Below are 19692 nucleotides of genomic sequence, written 5' to 3'. Positions count from 1 at the left end.
CACCGTAAGCGGATCACATGATGCCAACGGCCACCATCAAACCTTCACGCTAAATTGTGTATCTACCCCAACAAATATTTTAGAGCCTAAAAAATTTCTAAAAAAATAAAACATCGCTTTAAATGATCAAGCGATGTTCCGTTTCAGGACTATTATGTTGGGATTCGTCAATCAAATCTTCTTCTTGAAAATAAGAGAACATAAAATAAATAACGAAAGCCATAATGATGACAATAGCAATCATGGTCCCAACAATTGTTTTCCCTTTAATGTTCATTCAATTGCCTCCTTACAACGTCCATGTTATTTCACAGCTTCGAAAGTGATCGTGTTCGTTTCTCCATTAATTGGCGCTTCTTCTTTATAGTCTGCTGTTAATGATATATTAATAAACCCAGCTTGTGCTAACATAAGTCTAAGCTCTTCAATGCCGAACCACTTAAACGATACACGTTCTAGCTCCGCTTCAACAAATTGTCCGCGGTGCCAACGTTCATATTTGTGATGTGACATAATGAGCTGATTGACCCAACTCACATCTATTATTTTATCTTCTAACGTAATCACATCACCATCAAATGTCTCCCATTCATATGTTGTAACATGTCCGACTTCAGTCGTCTTCGGAAATGTTATATCAAATATGAGGCGACCATCAACATGTAAATGATCATAAAAACGGGTTAGAGTTTCCATTATTTGATCCCACTCACTCAATGTATGAATGGAACCAGAAGGTAATATAATAGCATCATAGGTCGCATCAATCGAAAGGGTATGCATCTCCCCTTGGAACAGGCGTGTAGGAAGTTGTCTTGCTTCGAGATGATCTTTACATAAATCTAACCAATCCGTCGAAACATCCATCCCTTCAACGTTCAGACCTGACTCAATTAACGGAATCATCAAACGGTCTGTCCCAACAGAAGGCATTAATACTTTCCCTTGAACACCTTTTAAACGCTCACGATAAAATTCAAGATCACCATATGGATCTCCTATAGGATGAAGCAAATCATAAACTTCTGTTGCCATTGAATTATAAAATCCATACATAAACTAACGCGCACCTTTTATCAATTTATAACAAGAGATCCCTAAACAGATCTTTTCATATATTACACAATTAAAATAACTAAAACTGTAACGAGTGGTACTACCAAAGCGACAATATTACAAAACAATCCTGCTTTTGCTAGACCTAACCCAGGAGTCTTTTGTTTACGAATCATACCAATCGCGAAAACACCAAATAATATCCCTACAACCGAAACGGCCATCCCCATAACAGTCCATACCAGCATACTCACTAATGAAACCACACCTATGACAAGTGACGCAATAGCCAAACCACTATGCGGAGCTTGTTGTTGACCTTCCGTAGAATCCATAGTTTCACCTCTAATTATTATTCCTAAGTAGCTTAACTTTAACATAAAATGGTCTTTCTAAAATAGTGACCCACTTTCAATCATATTATAGAGCAGCACCCCTTATATAAGGAAGGTGATTGGGCCTTGAACTTTTCTCATTATATATTATTAACGCTGATTGTGATCGGGTTAACTGCTCTTCTCCGCATCATTCAATTACGTAGTTATACAAGAATGCACTTATTTTTCAGCTTTTTCTTACCGTTATTAGTCATAGGTGGTCTATTTTGGCTAGTCGGAAGCAGCAACACCCTTGCATCCTCATTATTTTATGATATTGGCAAACCAATGACTATTTTGAGCATCATCGGATTAATTGCTGGATACAGTTGGTTGTATGCCATCAAACGATAATAAAAGCTACCCACATGAGTGAGTAGCTCTTGTTTCAAAGTCATATTTAAGTTGATGGATTCCAGCGATTTACAAGCAACGCTTTAACTTTGGCTGTGCGCTTAAAGAAAAACTGGACAAGCGGGCCAATACCAAATGCTACGATCACTGTTCCAATTCCAATAGGACCACCAATTAAGAATGCTATAATCATAATCAAAATCTCTAATCCTGATTTAGAAACAGCTAAGCTCAATCCTGTTCGATAATGAACAGCCATCATTAAGTTATCGATCGGATTACGAGCAAAGTCTAATTGTAAATACATACCAATGCCTGCACCCATTCCTAAAATACCTAAACCAAGTAACCCAATGCGTGCTGTCATTTCGGTTATCATCACGCCATCAAATACGACAAGCAACCAGAAGTCGATGAATAAACCGATTAGGAAAATGGTGATGACAGCTGAGTAATCAAACTTACTTTGCAGTAAAAACTTATTAATAATAATGAGTACAATACCCACAAGGAAAATCCATGTTCCAACAGTCATCCCGAATATATTCGACAAGCCGACGAACAGGGCATCCCAAGCACCAACACCTAAATTCGATAAAATTAACATCGTAATGCCAAACGATAGGGTTAACATTCCAAGTACATAAAACATAATGGAATACATTAAATCTTTCATTATATAAACACCCATTCTTTATTAAATCAATTCAACTTAAATATAATACCACGCTTTGATATTCAAATACAATATTAATAACTGAATGGTCTAATTTACATAATAAAAGAATCTAGCGGTAGAATAACATTGGTTATGATTAAGGAAAAAACGGTGTAACCGAGCACACCTAGACTGGCAACTAATAAACTAATGATGACATATAAATCTTTCTCCTCACCAATTTGACGTTCCCACATTTTCCATTCCACGATTCCATAAATCAACCCGATAAAGCTAAGAACTCCCCACATCCAATGAGGATCAAAAGCTATTAAATAGATTATATAAATAACGATTAAGCCTATCATGGCCGATAGACGTACTTTATTCCAGGGAATTGTTGATTCCATGATGTCACTCCTTACTTTTACAACTACATTAACCATACCCGTTCAAAACCCATCTTATGTTATTTTGTTGAAAAAAATAAGTGCGTTAAGACCTAAGCTAGCCATAAAAATCTGATATGATAGAATGATTATAGGTTGAACAAAGGAGGCTTTTAACCATGAAAATCAAATCAATCGAACCCACACCAAGCCCTTATTCCATGAAAATTAATGTTGATGAACGCCTGTCAGATATGGAAACTCAAACATATACCCAAAACGATGATTTAACTGATGCTCCGTCCTATGTATCAGACTTAATGGCGATCGAAGGGGTAAAAGAACTCTATCGCGTCATTGATTTCATCGCTTTAGAACGCCATCCAAAAGTCGAATGGGAAACGATTTTACCCCAAGTTGAAGCTGTATTAGGCAGTGCAGATCATGCCGATATAGAACAGGAACAAACATCAACAGATTACGATGATGAAGCCTTTGGTGCTGTTCAAGTTTATATCCAACAATTTCGAGGCGTACCGATGCAAGTCAAATTAATAGAAAACGATGAAGAACAGCGTTTCGGTTTACCTCAACGCTTTACTGATGCTGCAATGGAAGCTTCAAAAGATTCAGCCAATATGCTGATGGAACGCGAATGGATTGAACAAGACCCTCGTTATGGGCACGCAGATGATATTGGACAAGACGTGGTCGAAGAGATTGACGCCACCTATCCAGATAAGCGGCTAAGAACTCTTGTCGACATGGCTCAATCAGGTGAAAACGACCAGCAACAAGGAAAGGTTTTAAAACCTTTGACTGAGGCTGATTTAGAACTTGATGATTGGAAAAGTCGTTATGCTGCCTTAGACCGTATACCTAATCCGACGACCGATGACTTACCAATCCTCGGAAAAGCCTTAAAAGATCCGAAAATGTCGATCCGTCGTTTAGCTACAGCTTACCTAGGCATGGTGGAAGAGAAAGCGACCTTACCTTATTTATATGAGGCTTTACAGGATAAAACCGTTACCGTCCGGCGCACAGCAGGTGACTGCCTATCAGACATTGGTTTTACAGACGCCATTCCACAAATGATCGACGCTCTCCAAGACAAAAGTCGCATCGTTCGGTGGCGCGCAGCTATGTTCCTATATGAATATGGAGATGAATCATCCATCCCTGCCTTACAAGACACGTTAGAAGACCCTGAATTTGAAGTTCGTATGCAAGCTAAAATGGCGTTATCCCGTATTCAAGAAGGCGAATCAGCGCAAGGATCTATTTGGAAGCAAATGGCTGAGATGACCAAACAAAAAGATAATCAGTCATAGGCAACCACCCCTTTCAAGTATAGAAAGGAGCTTATATGATTAGCAGACAAATTGGTAAGGAAAAATAAAAGGAATGATGTCAATAAGGGAGCGGATTCTAATGAAATGGGCGGTTCCACTATTCATAGCTTTATTTTTATTAGGCTGTCAAACAGACGGTGACCAAGAAACAGAAGAACCAACAGAAGAATCCTCGGATGAAACAGCTAGTGAAGAGGATTCGACTGAGGAATCAGGTGAAACAGAGTCAAGTGAGAACGGAGACCCCAATGGAAAAAATGTAGAAGAATTAACGTTTCTGGAAGAACCAGAAACAGTAGTTGATGATTTGAATAGTCCATGGAATATCGTTAAAAATGATGATGAATTTTACATGACCGAACGCTCCGGATCAATCGTTTATTATGATGGTGAAAATATGGAAAGACAGACGATTGAACTTGAACAAGAAGTCGCTTCCGGCCAAGGAGAAGGAGGCTTGCTTGGTATGGTTCTAGACCCGGAGGATGACCAAACCGCCTATATTTATCATACGTATCAAACCGGTGAGGGAATGTTCAATCGCATTGTAGCAATTGAATTATCAGACCAAACCTGGCAAGAAACCGAGATATTGGTCGATGAAATTCCAGCAGGTCGAATCCATGACGGCGGACGACTTGCAATTGGACCAGATGACTATTTGTATGCCACCACAGGTGATGCAGGCGATGAAAACCTTTCCCAAGAAACAGATAACCTAGCCGGTAAAATCTTGCGTATGGACTTTGACGGATCAATTCCAGATGATCAACCATTTGAAGATTCATTAATTTATTCCTATGGCCACAGAAATCCACAAGGACTCGACTGGAACGAAAACGACGAATTATATAGCTCAGAACACGGGAGCACAGCATATGATGAAATCAATCATATTGAACCAGGAAACAATTATGGATGGCCAGTCGTTCGCGGCGATGACACAGCCGATGGAATGGAACCCCCAACCATTCATTCCGGTGAAGAAACGTGGGCACCATCCGGAGCGGCATTTGACGATGAAGGAAATCTTTTGGTAACCGGACTAGCAGGACAATCCCTCTACCGCTTCGATATCGAATCAGGTAACCAAGAAATAATCTTGGATGATGAAGGTAGATTGCGGGATATCCTCGTTGCAGACGGTGAAGCCTACGTATTGACAAACAATACAGATGGACGTGGTAACCCAGAAGAAGGTGATGATCGGTTATTGAAGATTGCGGATTAGTTTTTTCGGATTGGAAGGGTTCTATAGAAAGCTCCATTGTGAGGGTTAAGCTTGCACTTGCGAGAGTTCAGCTCCGCCCTCACACTTTCGAGGATAATCAAATCTACAAAAAAAGGCTCTAGTTAACTGAAAATCAGTCACTAGAGTCTTTCCATCAATCTTCATCCGAGTTCCATCCCGAGTGCTCATCTTTATTCATCGAATCAATTCGATTCATTTCTTCCTCGGCCAATGGATCAATTAGCCAATCTATATAAAAAGTTTCGACGTTCTGAGCTCTTTCTCTCACTATTCCACCCAACCCTTATCCTTCACCTTCGAAATGGCTTCGATTCGATTCGATACTTCCAGTTTATCAAAAATAACCGAGATATAATTACGCACTGTTCCGTTCGTTAGATGCAGTTCCTTGGAAATTTCCTTGGTGCTTTTCCCCTTAGAAATTAACTCAATGACTTCACTTTCTCGTTCCGTTAAAGGACTGTCTTCCTCATACACCAAGTCGATTAACTCGGGCGCATATACCTTCCGACCATTTAAAATCGTTCGGATCGAACTGGCCAACTCTTCACTTGGACTGTCTTTTAGTAGATACCCACTAACTTTAGCTTTACGTGCCCGTTCAAAGTAACCCGCTCTTGCAAAGGTGGTCAAAATGATGACTTCACACTGTTGGTCGCCCATTTCCTCGGCTGCTTCCAACCCATTTTTAACCGGCATTTCAATATCCATAATACAAATATCCGGCTTCAATTCGTTTACCAGACGGACGGACTCTTCACCATTTTTGGCTTTGCCGACTACTTCCATATCTTCTTCAAGATTCAACAAAGAACCTAGTGCTCCAAGTAACATTCCTTGGTCTTCAGCCAACACGATTCGAATCATTTTAACCCTCCTGTTTCATGACATTGGGTATGGTCACAGTCAATTTTGTTCCATTTTCATCACTTATGGTTTCCAATTTTCCATTCACAAATTCTAACCGGTCTATCATTCCATTCATCCCATGGCCGGATGCTGAGCTACCTTTAGTATCTATTCCGACGCCATTATCTTCAATCGTCAAAACTGTTTCATGCGCTGATTCGGTAGTGGTTATATTGCAGTGTGTCGCATGACTATGCTTAACGACATTGTTCACAGCCTCCTTTAAGATCATGCTTATGACGTCTTCTACTAACGAGGGGGCATGATTTAGTTCTTTGTCGCCTTGGATATCGATCTGAATTGTTGCCGCTTCCAACAGCTGCTTAACATGCTTAATCTCCTCAGAAAACTTCGTTATTCGCATACCCGATAACATATCTCTGACTTCCTTTAAGGCTGTGCGAGCAGTTTGGTTGATATCCTGGATTTCAGTTTTAGCTGTATCAGGATCTTTGTCGATCAAGCGTCCAGCCAAATCGCTTTTTAATCCAATCAAAGATAGCTTTTGTCCTAGTGTATCATGCAAATCACGAGCAATTCGTTGACGTTCTTCAAAGACCAGTAGCTGTGAAATTTTATCTTTGGCATCGGATAACTGTGCCTCAAGCTTCTGCCTTTTTCTCCGGTTGTATGTATTGATCGGTAGCAATACTACCCCAAGAATGGTCAGGATTAAAAATGGCCATTGAGATAAGAACAGCTCTTGTTGTGTAAAATAACTTGATGCCGAAGCAACAACGGTCAAAACTAAATGAACGACATAAAGTGAAATAAAACCACTTTTTTGTTGCACATTTCCGATGAAAAAAGCAATAAATAATGAAAAGTATACATATCCATAAAACAAAGACATGCCAACACTAATCAGCATCATGATTGAAACACATATGTACAAAAGCCCTCCAATCGATAGAAAGGAAAGCCGGTACGCAACAAAGAATATAACAATCAACAACACACCAAGCAATATTTCCGACAATGTATTTGACCGAAAAATGAAGTAAAAGGGCAATAAGCTCGAAATCACCCATACGTATATGCTCAAACTTATATTTTTAGGGAATAAATTAAACCAATTTTGCATCAAAAAATTTCCTTTCTTGAATCTCTTATTAGTATCACCCATTTTACCAAAAAAAGAAACCATCCACTTTGTGAATGATTTTCTTTTACTGACGTTTAGTTTTCTGTGGACACTTTATCAGAAGATTAGAGGCTTTCATTAATTTCTTTAAAGTGAACGAAGGTCTTACTCTTCTCATCGTATAATTTAAATCGGATCGATCTCAAGCTGCTTCCCATCGTAATCGTCGTTGCCTGTTGCAAAGGTGGTATCGACTCATGTACCTTTTCCAGATTATAATTCGGCACTTTAGGACTCAAGTGATGAACATGATGGTAGCCGATATTCCCCGTGATCCACTGAAGAACCCGTGGAAGCTTATAATAAGAACTTCCATCAATAGCTGCTTTAACATAATCCCACTCAGATTCATCTTCAAAATAAGAATCCTCAAACTGATGTTGAACATAAAACAACCATATTCCAAGAGACCCTGCAATAAACGCAATCGGTAACTGAACAATCAAAAAGCTCGTCCAACCAATCGCCCATATCAATAGAGCAGTGATTCCAATAATTGAAATATTGATCAAATACGTATTTTGGCGTTCTGTTTTCTTAGCATCTTTTCTATTTCTTCGGTTCGTTATTAAAAATAAATAAACGGGACCCAACACGAACATAACAAACGGATTTCTATATAAGCGATATTGGAGTCTCTCCATCTTTGATGACTTCTTGTACTCTTCTACAGTCATGACCCAGACGTCACCAGTACCCCGCTTATCTAAGTTGCTGCTAGTAGCATGATGAATGGAGTGTTCTCTTTTCCACTTTCTATACGGAAACATTGTGAGAATCCCTGTAACCGTTCCAACGAAATGATTCAGTTTACGATTTTTAAAAAACGACCCATGGCAGCAATCATGAAAGATGATAAATACTCTCACCATAAATCCACCCGCTAAAACCGATAGGCCAATGGATAAAATCAATGATACTGAAATCGCTTCATAAGCTAAAAACCAAAGCAAAAAGAATGGAGGTAATGTATTAACCAATTGCCATACACTTGATTTCGTACCAGAGCTTTCAAATGGTTTGATGTCTTGTTTAAGTTGAGCTAATTTTTTATTCGCCATAACTGCCTCCAATGATAAGTCTTCTTTCACTCATCTTAGGAAAAAACAGCTCGCTTAAATAGTCATGAACGTCAGGAGTTTTATGTGACAAACGTCATATGTTTTAGATTGAGACTCATGGCCAAACAAAAAAGCCATGACTGATTGATGTCATGACACTTGATATGGAGCCAAGGGGCTCGAATGATTCAATTCTATAACTGTCATCTATATAAGTCATAATACTCATTATACGTTTCGACTTATTTTGACAAACTGAGCATTTAGTGATAAATTGTCTATTGTTAAAAAATTTTTAAATAAAATTAACAGGAGGTTGGTTATGAAGAAGGGTACATCAAGTCTTAAAAGGAAGCTCTTATTTATTTTTCTTCCTTTAATGGTGGTAGGACTCTCAATTTTTCTTATTCTGTCTTATAACATTTCAAAAAGTCAGCTTGATGAGGAAATTGAACATAGAATTACGAATTTACAAAACGATGCGATTAGTCAAATTGAAGAAAGGTTCGCCAGTCATGAGCAACTTGCTGAAACAACAGCAAGTACGATATCTTCTACTGGTGATTCAGTATCTGAAGAAGATTACATACAAATGTTAGAAAACAATATCGCGACTAACGCTGATACATATGGCTCAGGTATTTGGTTTGAACCATACGAATATGATGAAGACCGAGAATATTTTGGCCCGTATGTTTATAAAGACGGCGAAGATTTAGTTTATACGGATGTCTACGAAGAAACGGATTACGATTACCCAAGCTGGGATTGGTACACTCAAGCTGAAGGATCAGAAGAAGCTGTTTGGGGCGATCCTTATTACGATGATGCTAGTGGAATAACGATGGTCACAACGACTGTTCCTTTCACTGATAGCTCGGGTGATTTCAATGGTGTTGTCACAGCTGATACCGATTTAACACAAATCCAACAAATCATTTCCGATATCCAGATCTACGACTCCGGCTGGGCATTCGGTTTTGATAATAACGGTCAAATCATCGCCCACCAAGACGACTCACTCGTGATGAATTCGACCATTGGCGAAACAGACCTGTTTGGTGATTATGCTGATCAGCTAACAGGAAATGAACAAGGTCAATTCACAGTAGATGCTGATGGTACAACAAATCAAGTCTATTATCGTACGATGCCAACGACAGGTTGGACATTTGGTATTGCCGTACCAGAAGATGAGATTTACGCATCACTTAATGACCTATTAATTCAACAGCTCATCACAGGAGTGGTCGTTCTTCTCGTACTCGGTACAGGCATTTATATCTTTAGTGGGCGTTTATCAAAACCAATTACGACCCTACGAGAGAAAATGGATGATGTCGCTCACGGCGATTTAACTGTCGAAGCACATCACCAATCTAATGACGAAATCGGTTATTTATATGATCACTTTAATAAAATGGTCCAACATATGAGAGAGTTGTTGCAGAAAACCCATGAATCAGCCGAAGTCATCCGCTCATCATCTGAGAACTTCAGTGCTGTCAGCGAGGAAACAACTGCATCAAACGAAGAAATTCAAGGCACGATGAACGAAATCGCAAAAGGTGCGCAACAATCATCAGAAAACCTTGAAACCATGACAGATCAAATGAACCAATTAAGTGAACAGATCGATTCTATTTCTGATAGTAGTGCTAGTATGAACGAGCTAGCTGATGAAGCTGTCACCGTTAATAACAAAGGGTTAAATCAGATGGATCAGCTCGCTGAATATTCAAATGAATCGAAACAACAATTTAATCAAGCGGAAAATGTTGTCCAAGAATTAAATAACCAAATTCAAAAAATCAGCGACTTCATTCATACGATTAATGATATTTCTGAACAAACGAATTTATTAGCTTTAAATGCTTCAATTGAAGCTGCACGAGCAGGTGAAGATGGTAAAGGTTTCGCTGTTGTCGCTGAAGAAGTTCGTAAATTAGCCGAGCAGTCTTCAAATTCAACAGAAGAAATTCGTAAAATTATCGATGATGTAAAAGAACGATCAAATGAAGCGATTCATTCGATGAAAGAAGCCAAATCAACGACTGATTCTCAAAACGAAGTCGTCGATGAAACGGTTCAAGTCTTTAACGATATTGGCCAAGCGGTCCAGAATATTACCGAAAGTGTTGAGCAGAACGTCCAAGCCATTCAAGAGATGAATCAATACAAAGATCATGTCGTCGGCTCGGTTCAATCCATTTCAGCTAATATTCAAGAAACAGCTGCATCCAATGAAGAAATTAACGCTACGATCGATGAACAAACGAATGCTCTACAATCATTATCCGAATCAGCTGAAGACTTAAATGAATCAAGTGAACAATTAAACAAATTAATTAATGAATTTAAATTAAATCAACAGTAATGTTTAATGAGCGACCATCCAATCAGAAGGATGGTCGCTCTATTGTTAAAGAGTCATTTAATTTTTAGCCATTAAATAAACATGAAATCCACTCATTTCCATAAACTATTGGAACTTAAAGGCCATTCAGTCTATAATAAGGACAAATAAGGAGGCCGTATTATGCACGAGATTAGACCATTAAATGAAGCAGAATTCCGCGACAATGTCATCTTACACGAACAAGCTTACACGGCGAATGCAGCCGAAAAGGAAGAAGATATTAAACAATTAGTCGAACGCGAAAAATCATTACTCCAAGAAACCAATTCAGTTGTTCCATATGGCGCCTTTGAACAAAACCAATTAATCGGCTCCATGAAGCTGTTTGACTTTCAAATGAATGTGTTCGGAACATTCTTACCAGTTGGTGGACTCAGTTCTGTGGCCGTTGATTTGTTACATAAAAAGGAACGCGTGGCAAAGTCATTAGTCGATTACTTCCTCGATCATTACGACAAACAAGGGTTTTCGCTCACAACTTTATATGCCTTTCGCCCAGACTTCTATTATCAAATGGGCTTTGGCTACGGCAAGAAGAAGGATGTTTATACCATTGCACCGCATGCCTTCCCTAACTTTAGCCACAAAGATGGCATTACGTATTTAACACCTGACGACAAAGATGATCTTGTCACTTGTTATAATCGTTTCGCTGATCAGCATCATGGTGTGATGAAAAAAGAAGCGTTTCAGTATAAGCGCCCATTTGAACAATTCGACATTAAAATCGTTGGTGTTAAACAAAACGGTGTCGTTACAGGTTATGCGATCTTCTCGTTTAAAAAACGCGAAGTGAACAATTTCTTATCCAGTAACATCACAATTCATGAATTCATTTATACAAACCGCGATGCTTTGCAACAATTGTCGACGTTTTTCCATACTCAAAAAGACCAAGTCAACCGAATTTCCATACCAACGCAAGATGATACGCTCCATCACTTTTTCACTGATGCACGTGATGGGTCAGACAACCTAGTGAATTTCGTTTATCATCAAACCAACACATCTGGACTCGGATTAATGTATCGAATTATCAACGTTGAACGCTTTTTCAATCAACTCAAGCAGCATAATTTCAATAACGCCAACCACACGGTCACGTTCCAAGTGACAGACTCAATGTATCCGGCGAATGCTGGTGATGTAACCGTCGCTTTCACAAATGGCAAACCAGCTGTTATTCACGGAGCAAAAGCAGACACAATTATTAAAATTGATATTTCTGATTTAACGAGTCTGTTATTAGGTGTGATTGATTTCCAAAAACTTCATCTTTATGGAAAAGTTGAATTATCTAATGACAATCACGTTGATCTGATTGATACAATCTTCCGCACAAGACATCAACCAATTTCCATGACTAATTTCTAATCCAAAAGCTATGTTAAATAACTCTGTTGATATTGGAGACACAAACTCTTATCTGCAATTAAAGAGATGGACTTTGAAAAGTTTCAAGGCATTGTAGAAATGGATGAACCATACTTCCTATACTCAGAAAAAGGGAAACGTAAAGTGGAGGATAGAAAGGCAAGAAAATGTGGGGTAATAAATTGAAAAAAGTGATCTATTTGATTTTATTTATTATAATTATTTCTATTGGTTATTCGTGGTATTATTTTAATCAATATCACATTGAAGATAATAGAACGGCTATTCAGTCTAACCTAAAAGAATGGAGTAGCAAAGGTTCAGGAAGCATTAACCCTGATGTCATAGAGGTAGTTCGATTGAATGATACAAGTTCCTATATAGTTTTATTCCAGACTCAAAGCAGTAATATCGGATATGCTCATATTATTAAGGGGTGGAACGGAAAATTTAAAATTGACCATTCCGGACACGGAACAAATATCGTCGATTATCAAAAAATACAAACAGACAAAGGAATGTACGGCGTAATTATTGGAAAAAATCCAGATTTAAAAATTGACCATATAATAGCGGATTTGGATTATGGAGATTTTAATTTTAACGTGAGTGCCAATGAAAAGTTTGTGAAATATGAAAAGATTCCTAATGATATAGAAGAACCTTTTGCTGCGGAGTTAACTTTCTACGACAAAGAAGGCTCCGTCATCGAAGTATCAGAGTTTCAAAACTAACAGATGCTTAAAATTAAAGAGAACCCCATGCTACTATTATGAGGTTCCCTTTTTATTCGGTAAAATCAACAATATTATCTAACATACCTAATACCAAAAATCCGAACCCTATTACAAAAGGGTTCGGACTTTTATTTAATCTTGCTTAACTAATTTGAGATTCAACTTATTCTCAACGTTAACATTAGATGGCACTTCCACTATTAATATAGAATAATTAATCATTCCAAGGCCAATATCATTTCGATCACTCTTGCCATTATAGCGCTCTAAAAACAGTGATTGCCCTAACGTCATATATTCAGCCTCTAATTTTTCTTCAGCAAATTGTATTTGTCCTTCATTAATCGTGGCATCTATAGATGGCTCGACGAAAAACTTTCGATCAAATGCACTTAAAGAACGTGGGCGATAAAGTTTAACAGAAGCCTGATTTGACAAGGTATCATTTTCATTCACAACTAGATATCCTCTTGTATTCAGACCTCCATTAATCGGTTCTAACCTTAAGCTCTCATCAAGTGACACAGACCATTCACCTGCTAAAACCAAGTCTTCTAAAATACTCATATCTTGTTTATCAACAGCTTCATTAACTTCTTCAGCCGTTAACAACTGACTTTGTTCTCCTAATTCACCTTGAGAAGGAGCCACAAACATGAAGTACGCGGCAAACCCTACTGCGAGACAAGCGATATAAATCATCAGAAATCGACTTCGGAACCAGGATGTTTTCTGCAATTTCTCCATCGTTAAACCAAGCGCAAGTGAAATAGCTAGTAATAATAATAAGACTAACAATGCCATTACGTTCATCGTCTCACCTCCAACCTTTTCACACCGAACAAGACAACTGCAGATAGTATTAAAGCAACCATCAATACCTTAACTAGGAGCAGCCAAACAGATTGATCTAACACAATCCATCCAGCCATATTTCGAATCGGCGCAACCATATAGAAAGCTCCGATTACAACAGCTGGAACAATGACTTTCAATAATGTATGTAATTGCATGATCGTAGCCAATGTATAACTAGCTACAGAAATGATTAATACGAGTAATGCCACAATCCCCCATAGCACCACTAAATCTAACGCTGTAAAAACTGATTGAATTATTAAAGGGTCATGAATGAAATAACCAATCGTCTGCATAGTCAGTGTCATCCCAACTGTGAAAAAGGCTGCTACAATCGACATCATAACTAGAAAGATAATATTCGATAAGTGACTAATAAAACGATTTGTGACAAACATAAACTCCATTTGCCGTTGTTCACGAGTAATCATCCCAAATGGTATGGCTAAAGCCCACAATAAAGTAAGAATTATAATAACATTACTGTTGATTTCCCAGATCATATAACTCATTATTTCAGTACTTCCACCAACCTGTTCACTGCCCGTAACTGAAAAGAGAAACCCAACAATTTGTAAGATCGCAAGTGTTGAAAAAACACGACGAAATGCGGCTAATTTTAAACCAACTTGTTGTCGGGTCGCGTCGAGGTAAGTCATTTGTTTAAAAGACATGATCAACATCACCCCTGTTCATTTGGGTTAAATAGACACATAAATCTGATGGAGCAACTGGGGAAATCGTAAAACCGTGCCGACGTAAGTCCTGTAACGTGGTCTCACCAGGATGCTTGATTACCCAATATTGTTGATTTAGGTCCAACCGATCTTGATATAAAATAGATTGTTGATCAATTAGAGAATCGTATTCTCCAACTAGAGCAACTGCGTATTGTTTTAACTCATCCATCTCCATCATGAGTTCTAGCTCACCATGGTCTAATAGAATGACATGCTCTAATAAATCCTCTAATTCATTTAATAAATGACTAGATAAGATTATAGTCCTCGGATGAGCAATATACGATTTTAACAACGCTCGATAAAAGTCCCTTCTCACACCATAATCCATCCCCGTTGTCGGTTCATCAAACATAGTTACTGGGGTCTGAACAGCCAATCCGATAATGGCATTTAATGTGCTCGCCTGCCCTTTGGATAAATCTCGTGGCATTTGTTTTAATGATAGATTGAAATGCTCCGACAAATTCTCAGCCAACGCTTGATCCCAATTAGGGTAAATCTTTTTGAAAGCTTGATAGACTTCACTAATCCGAAAATCTTGCGGATACATCATGTCTTCATGTACATAAAATAGATTAGCCGCAACACTTAAATTCTCAAGCGGTTCGTTTCCAAATACGGAAACTTCTCCATCCGTAACGGCCTCAATTCCAGCGATTAAATTAAGCAATGTTGTCTTCCCAGCACCATTAGGTCCAATCAACCCCGTTATACTTTGGTCAGGAATATTGAGTGTGAGCGAAGAAATTGCTTCCTGGTTCCGATAGCTTTTCGTCACATCACTCAGTTCAACCTCAGCCATCATAACTTCCTCCTTTACGCGTCTGATTTATCCGTGCGATTAACTCATCATGACTGACATTCAAATAATCAGCTTCTAGCACTAATTCATCAATTAACGTTTGTAATGTCTCTTCTTTGCGCTTTTGAATAATTCGTAAACGCGCTTCGTCTGACACAAATGTCCCTAGCCCTCTTTTTTTGTAGATTAAGTCATCATCCAACAACTTTGTGATCCCTTTTCCAGCTGTTGCAGGGTTAATATTAAATAGTTCTGCCAGCTGATATTGCGAATACATTTTATCGTGTGCTTGTAAACGATGGTTTAAGATTTCATTCTCAAGCCATTCTGCAATTTGAACATATATGGGTTTCATACTCTTATGATTTAACATCGATTCGCCTACTTTCATTCGATGTAAGTTAGTGCATTAGTTATGTAATGCACTGGGTTCTAGTTTACACTTAATTTAATAACTGTCAACCTCAACACACAAAAAAATCCCTTTATAACAAGCGTCTGAACACTTGTCATAAAGGGATTAAATAACTAAACTATTAACTAACATTGTAGTCTTCGTAATATAAAATACGATCTAAATCAAGAATAACGATGAGTTGTTCTCCACTTTTCGCGACTCCTGTTATGTACTCACGATCAACTCCTGCTACCATTTCTGGTGGAGCTTCAATGGTGCTTTCATCTATATCCACGACTTCTGTTGCTTTATCAACAATGACACCTAACGGCTTTTCATCAATGGTTAGAATTAAGATACGGGTTTCTTCATCGTTATTAGCTTGGCCCATTTCCAACTTCTCTTTTAAATCAATAACTGGCGTGATAGCACCTCTTAATTCAAAAATACCTTTCATCGAATCAGGCATCTGTGGCATTGTTGTAAGTTCAGGTAATTTCTCAATCGACCTTACCTGTTGAATATTAATCGCAAATCGTTCACGATTAAGTTCAAAGATAATATATTTCGACATCTCAGCCATGTTTCTCCCACCTTTATTAAAAATTTATATATTAAAACTATTATACTGTTTATATCGACAAAAATACACACTTTTTTACCTATTTCTTTTATCCTATTTCCATAAAAAGAGGTGCCATGTTTATGAATATTTTGATTGATGCTGATGCTTGTCCCGTTACACATGAAACGATAGACGAAGCCTTAAAACGTCATATCCCGGTCATTATGATCAAAAGTTTCGCCCATTTCTCCCCCAACGATCAGCAACCTGGTGTCGACGCGATTTATGTCGATTCAGAGTCTGAAGCTGCTGATTACAAGATTATTCAAAATGTCCAAAAGGGCGATCTCGTTGTCACTCAAGACTATGGACTTGCTTCACTCGTTCTTGGAAAAGGAGCTCATGCGATCCATCACAAAGGTATGGTCTATACTGACCATAATATTGATGGACTTTTGCAATCCCGTTACCTAAACGCCCTAGCCCGGCAAAGTGGTGAACGATCCAAGGGGCCAAAAGCTTTTTCCAATGAGGACCGCGATCAATTCACGAGCAGCCTTCAACAGCTACTAGACGATTTAGATCATAGTGTTTAAAGACTGCTCGAGTGAAACATACTGATGAAACCAAGGATTCGCCGCTTCTAATTGTTGGGCCAATTGTAGTAATAGACCATCTTGACCTAATGCTGACTGAAATTGCATGCCAACTGGTAAACCTTCTTCTGTCCAATCAATTGGCACACTCATAGCTGGTTGTCCACTGGCATTGGCGATTTGAGTGAAACTACAATTATTAAGCATGATGTCCGTCATTTCACCGACTGTATGGGGTACCATATCACCCGTATTAAAGGTAAACTGGTTCATAACAGGCGTCATGAGAACATCATATTGGTTAAAAATCTCCGCAAATGACTTCGAGAGTAATTGCATCCGAACGCGTGACTTTTCATACTCGAAAGCTGACATCTTTAAGCCTTGCTGATACAAATCGTAGGTTACGGACTCTAGTAAATCACTCGAAGGTTGTCGTCCGACAAGTGATCCAAGATGGTCAATAGCCACGGCTCCAGAGGCAATCCATACATTCATAAATTGAGCAGTAAAATCATGAAAATCGAATCTTGGTTTAATGACCTCTACTTCATGCCCTAGGTTAGTTAGTAATGTTTTCGCTTTCTCAAAGGCATGGTTCGTCTCATGATCAATGGTCACTTGACCATGCCAATCAGGAGTCACAGCAATTTTTAATCGTTTCGGTTCATGATGAAGTGACCTTGAAAAAGATTCGTCAGAACGAAGGGTCGGGTACAAATCTTGATTCGTCCCACCTTTAATTAAATCTAATAAGGCAGCACTATCACGCACAGATCGTGTTACAGCATGATTAACTGAAATCTGATTGATATAGGGTGGAATAGGTGACAGGCCACGAGATGGCTTAAACCCAAATAACCCATTCATCGCGGCTGGCATACGAATCGAACCACCCCCGTCACTAGCATGTGCAAACGGAGCCATACCAGAGGCAACTGCGGCCGCAGCGCCACCACTCGAACCACTTGGCGAGCGCGTTAAATCCCAAGGGTTACGAGTCGGGCCGAAAAGTGTCGGCTCAGTTATTGGCGTAAAACCAAATTCCGGAGTGTTTGTTTTACCTTGAATATGTAAGCCAGCATGTCGATATTTATGCACAAACCAATCATCAGCTGGTGCGATGTGGTCATGCAACAATTTCGAACCATTGGTAAATGGTTGTCCTTTTACAGGGTTTAAATCTTTGATCAAAATCGGAAGCCCTGACAATGGACTCTCAATATCCCTTTCCGCTTTAACCGGTAAGTCGGTCATATCATGGACGACCGCATTTAATAATGGATTCAATTGCTTAATCTTGTTGGCAAAATGTGCTCGAATTTCATAAGATGAGGCTTCGCCTTGATCAATCAACTGTTTCAACCCCACCCCATCGTGTTGAGAAAAATATTGTTTCATTTTGTCACCTCATTTGTGTCAGTATTTCGTCATTTAATTTCCGCAAAAAGTTCACAGACATTTGTTCATTCAACTTATTAATCATGATACATTAACCATATGAAAAATTCACTAATTTATAGGAGTGTTCCGATTGGCAAAACGGCTTATTAGTCTAATGGCTATCATTTTAATCATATTATCAGCGTGTGGTAATGAGGAAACAGAGGAATCATCTGAACCCGATTCATTAGCACCACTAGAAGTTGAAATCTTAACTGAACAAAACCTTTCGAAAGGTGATGTCACTTTATCAGCTCACGTCACTCATGATGGTAACAATATTAATGAAGCTGACGAGGTTGAGTTTGAAGTTTGGCAAGAAGGATCGAAAGAAGAAAGCGACATGATTAAGGGGTCTTTCACTGAAAAAGGTGTCTACGAGGCAACTTATACATTCGAAGAAGACTCGGTCTATCATATGATTGCTCATGTTACTGCAGTTGATCAACATACGATGCCTCAGCAAGCTCTTGCTGTTGGTGAGGCAGAGTTAGATGAAGATCAGTCTAATGAAGAAAGTAACGAGGAAGATCATAGCGACCATAACTAATAAAAAGGCGACCCACTCGTGGGATCGCCTTCTTTCTTATTGCATGCCTGGATTCTTTTGTGAGTTATTCATTGATTGATTTTGTTGGTTCATTTGTCCTTGTTGAGCCTGTTGTGCTTGCTGTGCCTGTTGCGATTGGGCTTGTTGAGCTTGTTGCCCTTGCTGCATCTGCTGTGCCTGGGCTTGACCTTGAGCCTGGGCATTTGCTTGGTTCGCTTTCGGAATTGAGATGTTCGACAATGCATCTCCCGCTTCATTTTGATATATGTTTTGTTGGGCGAGATCACCAATCGACAGCATTCCCACAGATTGACCATTTTCAGTGACAGGCAAACGACGGATTTGATTTTGGGCCATCATTTGCGCTGCTTCATGAACATCCATGCTTGCGTCAGCTGATACAATTTGATCACTCATACACTGACCAATCGGGCAATTCCCTTGTTGATTCTTGGCCGTTGCTCGAAGTGTAATATCACGATCTGTCACAATCCCTCTTAGCTGACCATTTTCAATAACTGGAATGGCACCAATATCATTCTGTTCCATTAATGACGCCGCTTCCTGTACTGTCTGATCAGATGTAACCGATACGATGTTGGAACTCATTAAATTTTTAATCGTATTCTCCATAATGTCATCACTCCTTCTAA

Annotated in this window: 24 protein-coding genes and 1 pseudogene; 9 read left to right on the top strand and 16 right to left on the bottom strand. The window is 38.8% G+C overall.

What is annotated here, in order from left to right; all coding sequences use genetic code 11:
• Positions 1-118: 118 nt before the first annotated feature.
• The 3 genes from FHR85_RS12085 to FHR85_RS12075 form a co-directional block, all read right to left on the bottom strand.
• Positions 119-277, bottom strand: coding sequence for a hypothetical protein (locus tag FHR85_RS12085; RefSeq protein ID WP_167263626.1), 159 nt, complete (start codon positions 275-277; stop codon positions 119-121).
• 26 nt (positions 278-303) lie between these two features.
• A complete protein-coding gene (locus FHR85_RS12080) occupies positions 304-1056 on the bottom strand; it encodes a class I SAM-dependent methyltransferase (protein ID WP_167263624.1) in 753 nt (250 codons plus the stop codon).
• Positions 1057-1118: 62 nt separating this feature from the next.
• A complete protein-coding gene (locus FHR85_RS12075) occupies positions 1119-1391 on the bottom strand; it encodes a DUF4190 domain-containing protein (protein WP_167263622.1) in 273 nt (90 codons plus the stop codon).
• A 126-nt stretch (positions 1392-1517) separates the two neighbouring features.
• Between FHR85_RS12075 and FHR85_RS12070 the strand changes: the two genes are divergently transcribed.
• Complete coding sequence (locus FHR85_RS12070) at positions 1518-1787, top strand: hypothetical protein (RefSeq protein ID WP_167263620.1); 270 nt, start codon at positions 1518-1520, stop codon at positions 1785-1787.
• A gap of 46 nt (positions 1788-1833) precedes the next feature.
• On the opposite strand, the gene FHR85_RS12065 is transcribed toward FHR85_RS12070, so the two are convergent.
• Both FHR85_RS12065 and FHR85_RS12060 read right to left on the bottom strand, forming a co-directional pair.
• Positions 1834-2463 carry a YczE/YyaS/YitT family protein gene (locus FHR85_RS12065; RefSeq protein WP_167263618.1) on the bottom strand — a complete coding sequence of 210 codons (630 nt, stop codon included), beginning with the start codon at positions 2461-2463 and terminating at the stop codon, positions 1834-1836.
• A 95-nt stretch (positions 2464-2558) separates the two neighbouring features.
• Complete coding sequence (locus FHR85_RS12060; protein WP_167263616.1) at positions 2559-2855, bottom strand: hypothetical protein; 297 nt, start codon at positions 2853-2855, stop codon at positions 2559-2561.
• A gap of 158 nt (positions 2856-3013) precedes the next feature.
• On the opposite strand from FHR85_RS12060, the gene FHR85_RS12055 reads away from it, so the two are divergent.
• Both FHR85_RS12055 and FHR85_RS12050 read left to right on the top strand, forming a co-directional pair.
• The gene (locus tag FHR85_RS12055) at positions 3014-4168 is read left to right on the top strand and encodes a conserved virulence factor C family protein (RefSeq protein WP_167263614.1); all 1155 of its coding nucleotides are present in this window, start codon (positions 3014-3016) and stop codon (positions 4166-4168) included.
• A 100-nt stretch (positions 4169-4268) separates the two neighbouring features.
• Positions 4269-5420, top strand: a complete 1152-nt coding sequence (locus FHR85_RS12050) for a PQQ-dependent sugar dehydrogenase (protein ID WP_167263612.1) — start codon at positions 4269-4271, stop codon at positions 5418-5420.
• Positions 5421-5574: 154 nt separating this feature from the next.
• Here FHR85_RS12050 and FHR85_RS14525 read toward each other — a convergent pair whose 3' ends face one another.
• From FHR85_RS14525 to desA, 4 genes are all read right to left on the bottom strand, one after another.
• Positions 5575-5709: a hypothetical protein gene (locus tag FHR85_RS14525; protein WP_279588364.1), complete on the bottom strand. Its 135-nt coding sequence runs from the start codon at positions 5707-5709 to the stop codon at positions 5575-5577.
• A complete protein-coding gene (locus FHR85_RS12045; RefSeq protein WP_167263610.1) occupies positions 5709-6308 on the bottom strand; it encodes a response regulator transcription factor in 600 nt (199 codons plus the stop codon). Before FHR85_RS12045 ends, FHR85_RS14525 begins: the two co-directional genes overlap by 1 nt.
• 1 nt (position 6309) lies before the next feature.
• Positions 6310-7434 carry a sensor histidine kinase gene (locus FHR85_RS12040; RefSeq protein ID WP_167263607.1) on the bottom strand — a complete coding sequence of 375 codons (1125 nt, stop codon included), beginning with the start codon at positions 7432-7434 and terminating at the stop codon, positions 6310-6312.
• Between the two features lie 125 nt (positions 7435-7559).
• Entirely contained in the window at positions 7560-8555 is a 996-nt protein-coding gene (gene desA / locus FHR85_RS12035; RefSeq protein ID WP_167263605.1) for a Delta(5) desaturase DesA, read from the bottom strand.
• 322 nt (positions 8556-8877) lie between these two features.
• Here desA and FHR85_RS12030 point away from each other — a divergent pair, with 322 nt between their 5' ends.
• From FHR85_RS12030 to FHR85_RS12015, 4 genes and pseudogenes are all read left to right on the top strand, one after another.
• The gene (locus tag FHR85_RS12030) at positions 8878-10932 is read left to right on the top strand and encodes a methyl-accepting chemotaxis protein (RefSeq protein WP_167263603.1); all 2055 of its coding nucleotides are present in this window, start codon (positions 8878-8880) and stop codon (positions 10930-10932) included.
• Positions 10933-11094: 162 nt separating this feature from the next.
• Positions 11095-12348 (top strand): GNAT family N-acetyltransferase, encoded by a 1254-nt coding sequence (locus FHR85_RS12025; protein ID WP_167263601.1) that lies wholly within the window; start codon positions 11095-11097, stop codon positions 12346-12348.
• A 30-nt stretch (positions 12349-12378) separates the two neighbouring features.
• Positions 12379-12522 (top strand): annotated as a pseudogene (locus tag FHR85_RS12020) (IS1595 family transposase); the annotation flags it as partial.
• A gap of 8 nt (positions 12523-12530) precedes the next feature.
• Positions 12531-13082, top strand: a complete 552-nt coding sequence (locus FHR85_RS12015; RefSeq protein WP_167263599.1) for a hypothetical protein — start codon at positions 12531-12533, stop codon at positions 13080-13082.
• Positions 13083-13217: 135 nt separating this feature from the next.
• Here the strand turns inward: FHR85_RS12015 and FHR85_RS12010 are convergent, their stop codons facing one another.
• From FHR85_RS12010 to FHR85_RS11990, 5 genes are all read right to left on the bottom strand, one after another.
• Positions 13218-13898 carry a hypothetical protein gene (locus FHR85_RS12010; protein ID WP_167263597.1) on the bottom strand — a complete coding sequence of 227 codons (681 nt, stop codon included), beginning with the start codon at positions 13896-13898 and terminating at the stop codon, positions 13218-13220.
• Positions 13895-14617, bottom strand: a complete 723-nt coding sequence (locus FHR85_RS12005; protein WP_167263595.1) for a hypothetical protein — start codon at positions 14615-14617, stop codon at positions 13895-13897. Before FHR85_RS12005 ends, FHR85_RS12010 begins: the two co-directional genes overlap by 4 nt.
• Positions 14607-15488 carry an ATP-binding cassette domain-containing protein gene (locus FHR85_RS12000; protein WP_167263593.1) on the bottom strand — a complete coding sequence of 294 codons (882 nt, stop codon included), beginning with the start codon at positions 15486-15488 and terminating at the stop codon, positions 14607-14609. Before FHR85_RS12000 ends, FHR85_RS12005 begins: the two co-directional genes overlap by 11 nt.
• Positions 15481-15861, bottom strand: a complete 381-nt coding sequence (locus FHR85_RS11995) for a GntR family transcriptional regulator (protein ID WP_167263591.1) — start codon at positions 15859-15861, stop codon at positions 15481-15483. The genes FHR85_RS12000 and FHR85_RS11995 overlap by 8 nt, the downstream gene beginning before the upstream one ends.
• 163 nt (positions 15862-16024) lie before the next feature.
• Entirely contained in the window at positions 16025-16468 is a 444-nt protein-coding gene (locus tag FHR85_RS11990) for a chemotaxis protein CheW (protein ID WP_167263589.1), read from the bottom strand.
• A gap of 122 nt (positions 16469-16590) precedes the next feature.
• Between FHR85_RS11990 and FHR85_RS11985 the strand changes: the two genes are divergently transcribed.
• Positions 16591-17046: a YaiI/YqxD family protein gene (locus tag FHR85_RS11985; protein ID WP_167263587.1), complete on the top strand. Its 456-nt coding sequence runs from the start codon at positions 16591-16593 to the stop codon at positions 17044-17046.
• Here FHR85_RS11985 and FHR85_RS11980 read toward each other — a convergent pair.
• A complete protein-coding gene (locus FHR85_RS11980; protein WP_167263585.1) occupies positions 17029-18447 on the bottom strand; it encodes an amidase in 1419 nt (472 codons plus the stop codon). The genes FHR85_RS11985 and FHR85_RS11980 overlap by 18 nt on opposite strands.
• Before the next feature lie 133 nt (positions 18448-18580).
• Here FHR85_RS11980 and FHR85_RS11975 point away from each other — a divergent pair, with 133 nt between their 5' ends.
• Positions 18581-19039, top strand: a complete 459-nt coding sequence (locus tag FHR85_RS11975; RefSeq protein ID WP_167263583.1) for a FixH family protein — start codon at positions 18581-18583, stop codon at positions 19037-19039.
• Positions 19040-19075: 36 nt separating this feature from the next.
• Here FHR85_RS11975 and FHR85_RS11970 read toward each other — a convergent pair whose 3' ends face one another.
• Complete coding sequence (locus FHR85_RS11970; protein ID WP_167263580.1) at positions 19076-19672, bottom strand: CBS domain-containing protein; 597 nt, start codon at positions 19670-19672, stop codon at positions 19076-19078.
• Between the last annotated feature and the right edge of the window lie 20 nt (positions 19673-19692).

The organism is Alkalibacillus almallahensis (assembly GCF_011761495.1).
Taxonomy (GTDB): Bacteria; Bacillota; Bacilli; order Bacillales; family Alkalibacillaceae; genus Alkalibacillus; species Alkalibacillus almallahensis.
The sequence above is the reverse complement of the archived record's forward strand: the minus strand, read 5'-3'. Positions and strand labels throughout refer to the sequence as shown.

Excerpts from the sequence above, each read along its gene's own strand:
- FHR85_RS12075 (WP_167263622.1), bottom strand. The coding sequence starts at position 1,391 with ATGGATTCTACGGAAGGTCAACAACAAGCTCCGCATAGTGGTTTGGCT.
- FHR85_RS12000 (WP_167263593.1), bottom strand. The coding sequence starts at position 15,488 with ATGGCTGAGGTTGAACTGAGTGATGTGACGAAAAGCTATCGGAACCAG.
- FHR85_RS11980 (WP_167263585.1), bottom strand. The coding sequence starts at position 18,447 with ATGAAACAATATTTTTCTCAACACGATGGGGTGGGGTTGAAACAGTTG.
- FHR85_RS12080 (WP_167263624.1), bottom strand. The coding sequence starts at position 1,056 with ATGTATGGATTTTATAATTCAATGGCAACAGAAGTTTATGATTTGCTT.
- FHR85_RS11995 (WP_167263591.1), bottom strand. The coding sequence starts at position 15,861 with ATGTTAAATCATAAGAGTATGAAACCCATATATGTTCAAATTGCAGAA.
- FHR85_RS12085 (WP_167263626.1), bottom strand. The coding sequence starts at position 277 with ATGAACATTAAAGGGAAAACAATTGTTGGGACCATGATTGCTATTGTC.
- FHR85_RS12010 (WP_167263597.1), bottom strand. The coding sequence starts at position 13,898 with ATGAACGTAATGGCATTGTTAGTCTTATTATTATTACTAGCTATTTCA.
- FHR85_RS12065 (WP_167263618.1), bottom strand. The coding sequence starts at position 2,463 with ATGAAAGATTTAATGTATTCCATTATGTTTTATGTACTTGGAATGTTA.
- FHR85_RS12005 (WP_167263595.1), bottom strand. The coding sequence starts at position 14,617 with ATGTCTTTTAAACAAATGACTTACCTCGACGCGACCCGACAACAAGTT.
- FHR85_RS12025 (WP_167263601.1), top strand. The coding sequence starts at position 11,095 with ATGCACGAGATTAGACCATTAAATGAAGCAGAATTCCGCGACAATGTC.
- FHR85_RS12045 (WP_167263610.1), bottom strand. The coding sequence starts at position 6,308 with ATGATTCGAATCGTGTTGGCTGAAGACCAAGGAATGTTACTTGGAGCA.
- FHR85_RS11990 (WP_167263589.1), bottom strand. The coding sequence starts at position 16,468 with ATGGCTGAGATGTCGAAATATATTATCTTTGAACTTAATCGTGAACGA.
- FHR85_RS12060 (WP_167263616.1), bottom strand. The coding sequence starts at position 2,855 with ATGGAATCAACAATTCCCTGGAATAAAGTACGTCTATCGGCCATGATA.
- FHR85_RS11985 (WP_167263587.1), top strand. The coding sequence starts at position 16,591 with ATGAATATTTTGATTGATGCTGATGCTTGTCCCGTTACACATGAAACG.
- FHR85_RS12030 (WP_167263603.1), top strand. The coding sequence starts at position 8,878 with ATGAAGAAGGGTACATCAAGTCTTAAAAGGAAGCTCTTATTTATTTTT.
- FHR85_RS11970 (WP_167263580.1), bottom strand. The coding sequence starts at position 19,672 with ATGGAGAATACGATTAAAAATTTAATGAGTTCCAACATCGTATCGGTT.
- FHR85_RS12055 (WP_167263614.1), top strand. The coding sequence starts at position 3,014 with ATGAAAATCAAATCAATCGAACCCACACCAAGCCCTTATTCCATGAAA.
- FHR85_RS12040 (WP_167263607.1), bottom strand. The coding sequence starts at position 7,434 with ATGCAAAATTGGTTTAATTTATTCCCTAAAAATATAAGTTTGAGCATA.
- desA (WP_167263605.1), bottom strand. The coding sequence starts at position 8,555 with ATGGCGAATAAAAAATTAGCTCAACTTAAACAAGACATCAAACCATTT.
- FHR85_RS12050 (WP_167263612.1), top strand. The coding sequence starts at position 4,269 with ATGAAATGGGCGGTTCCACTATTCATAGCTTTATTTTTATTAGGCTGT.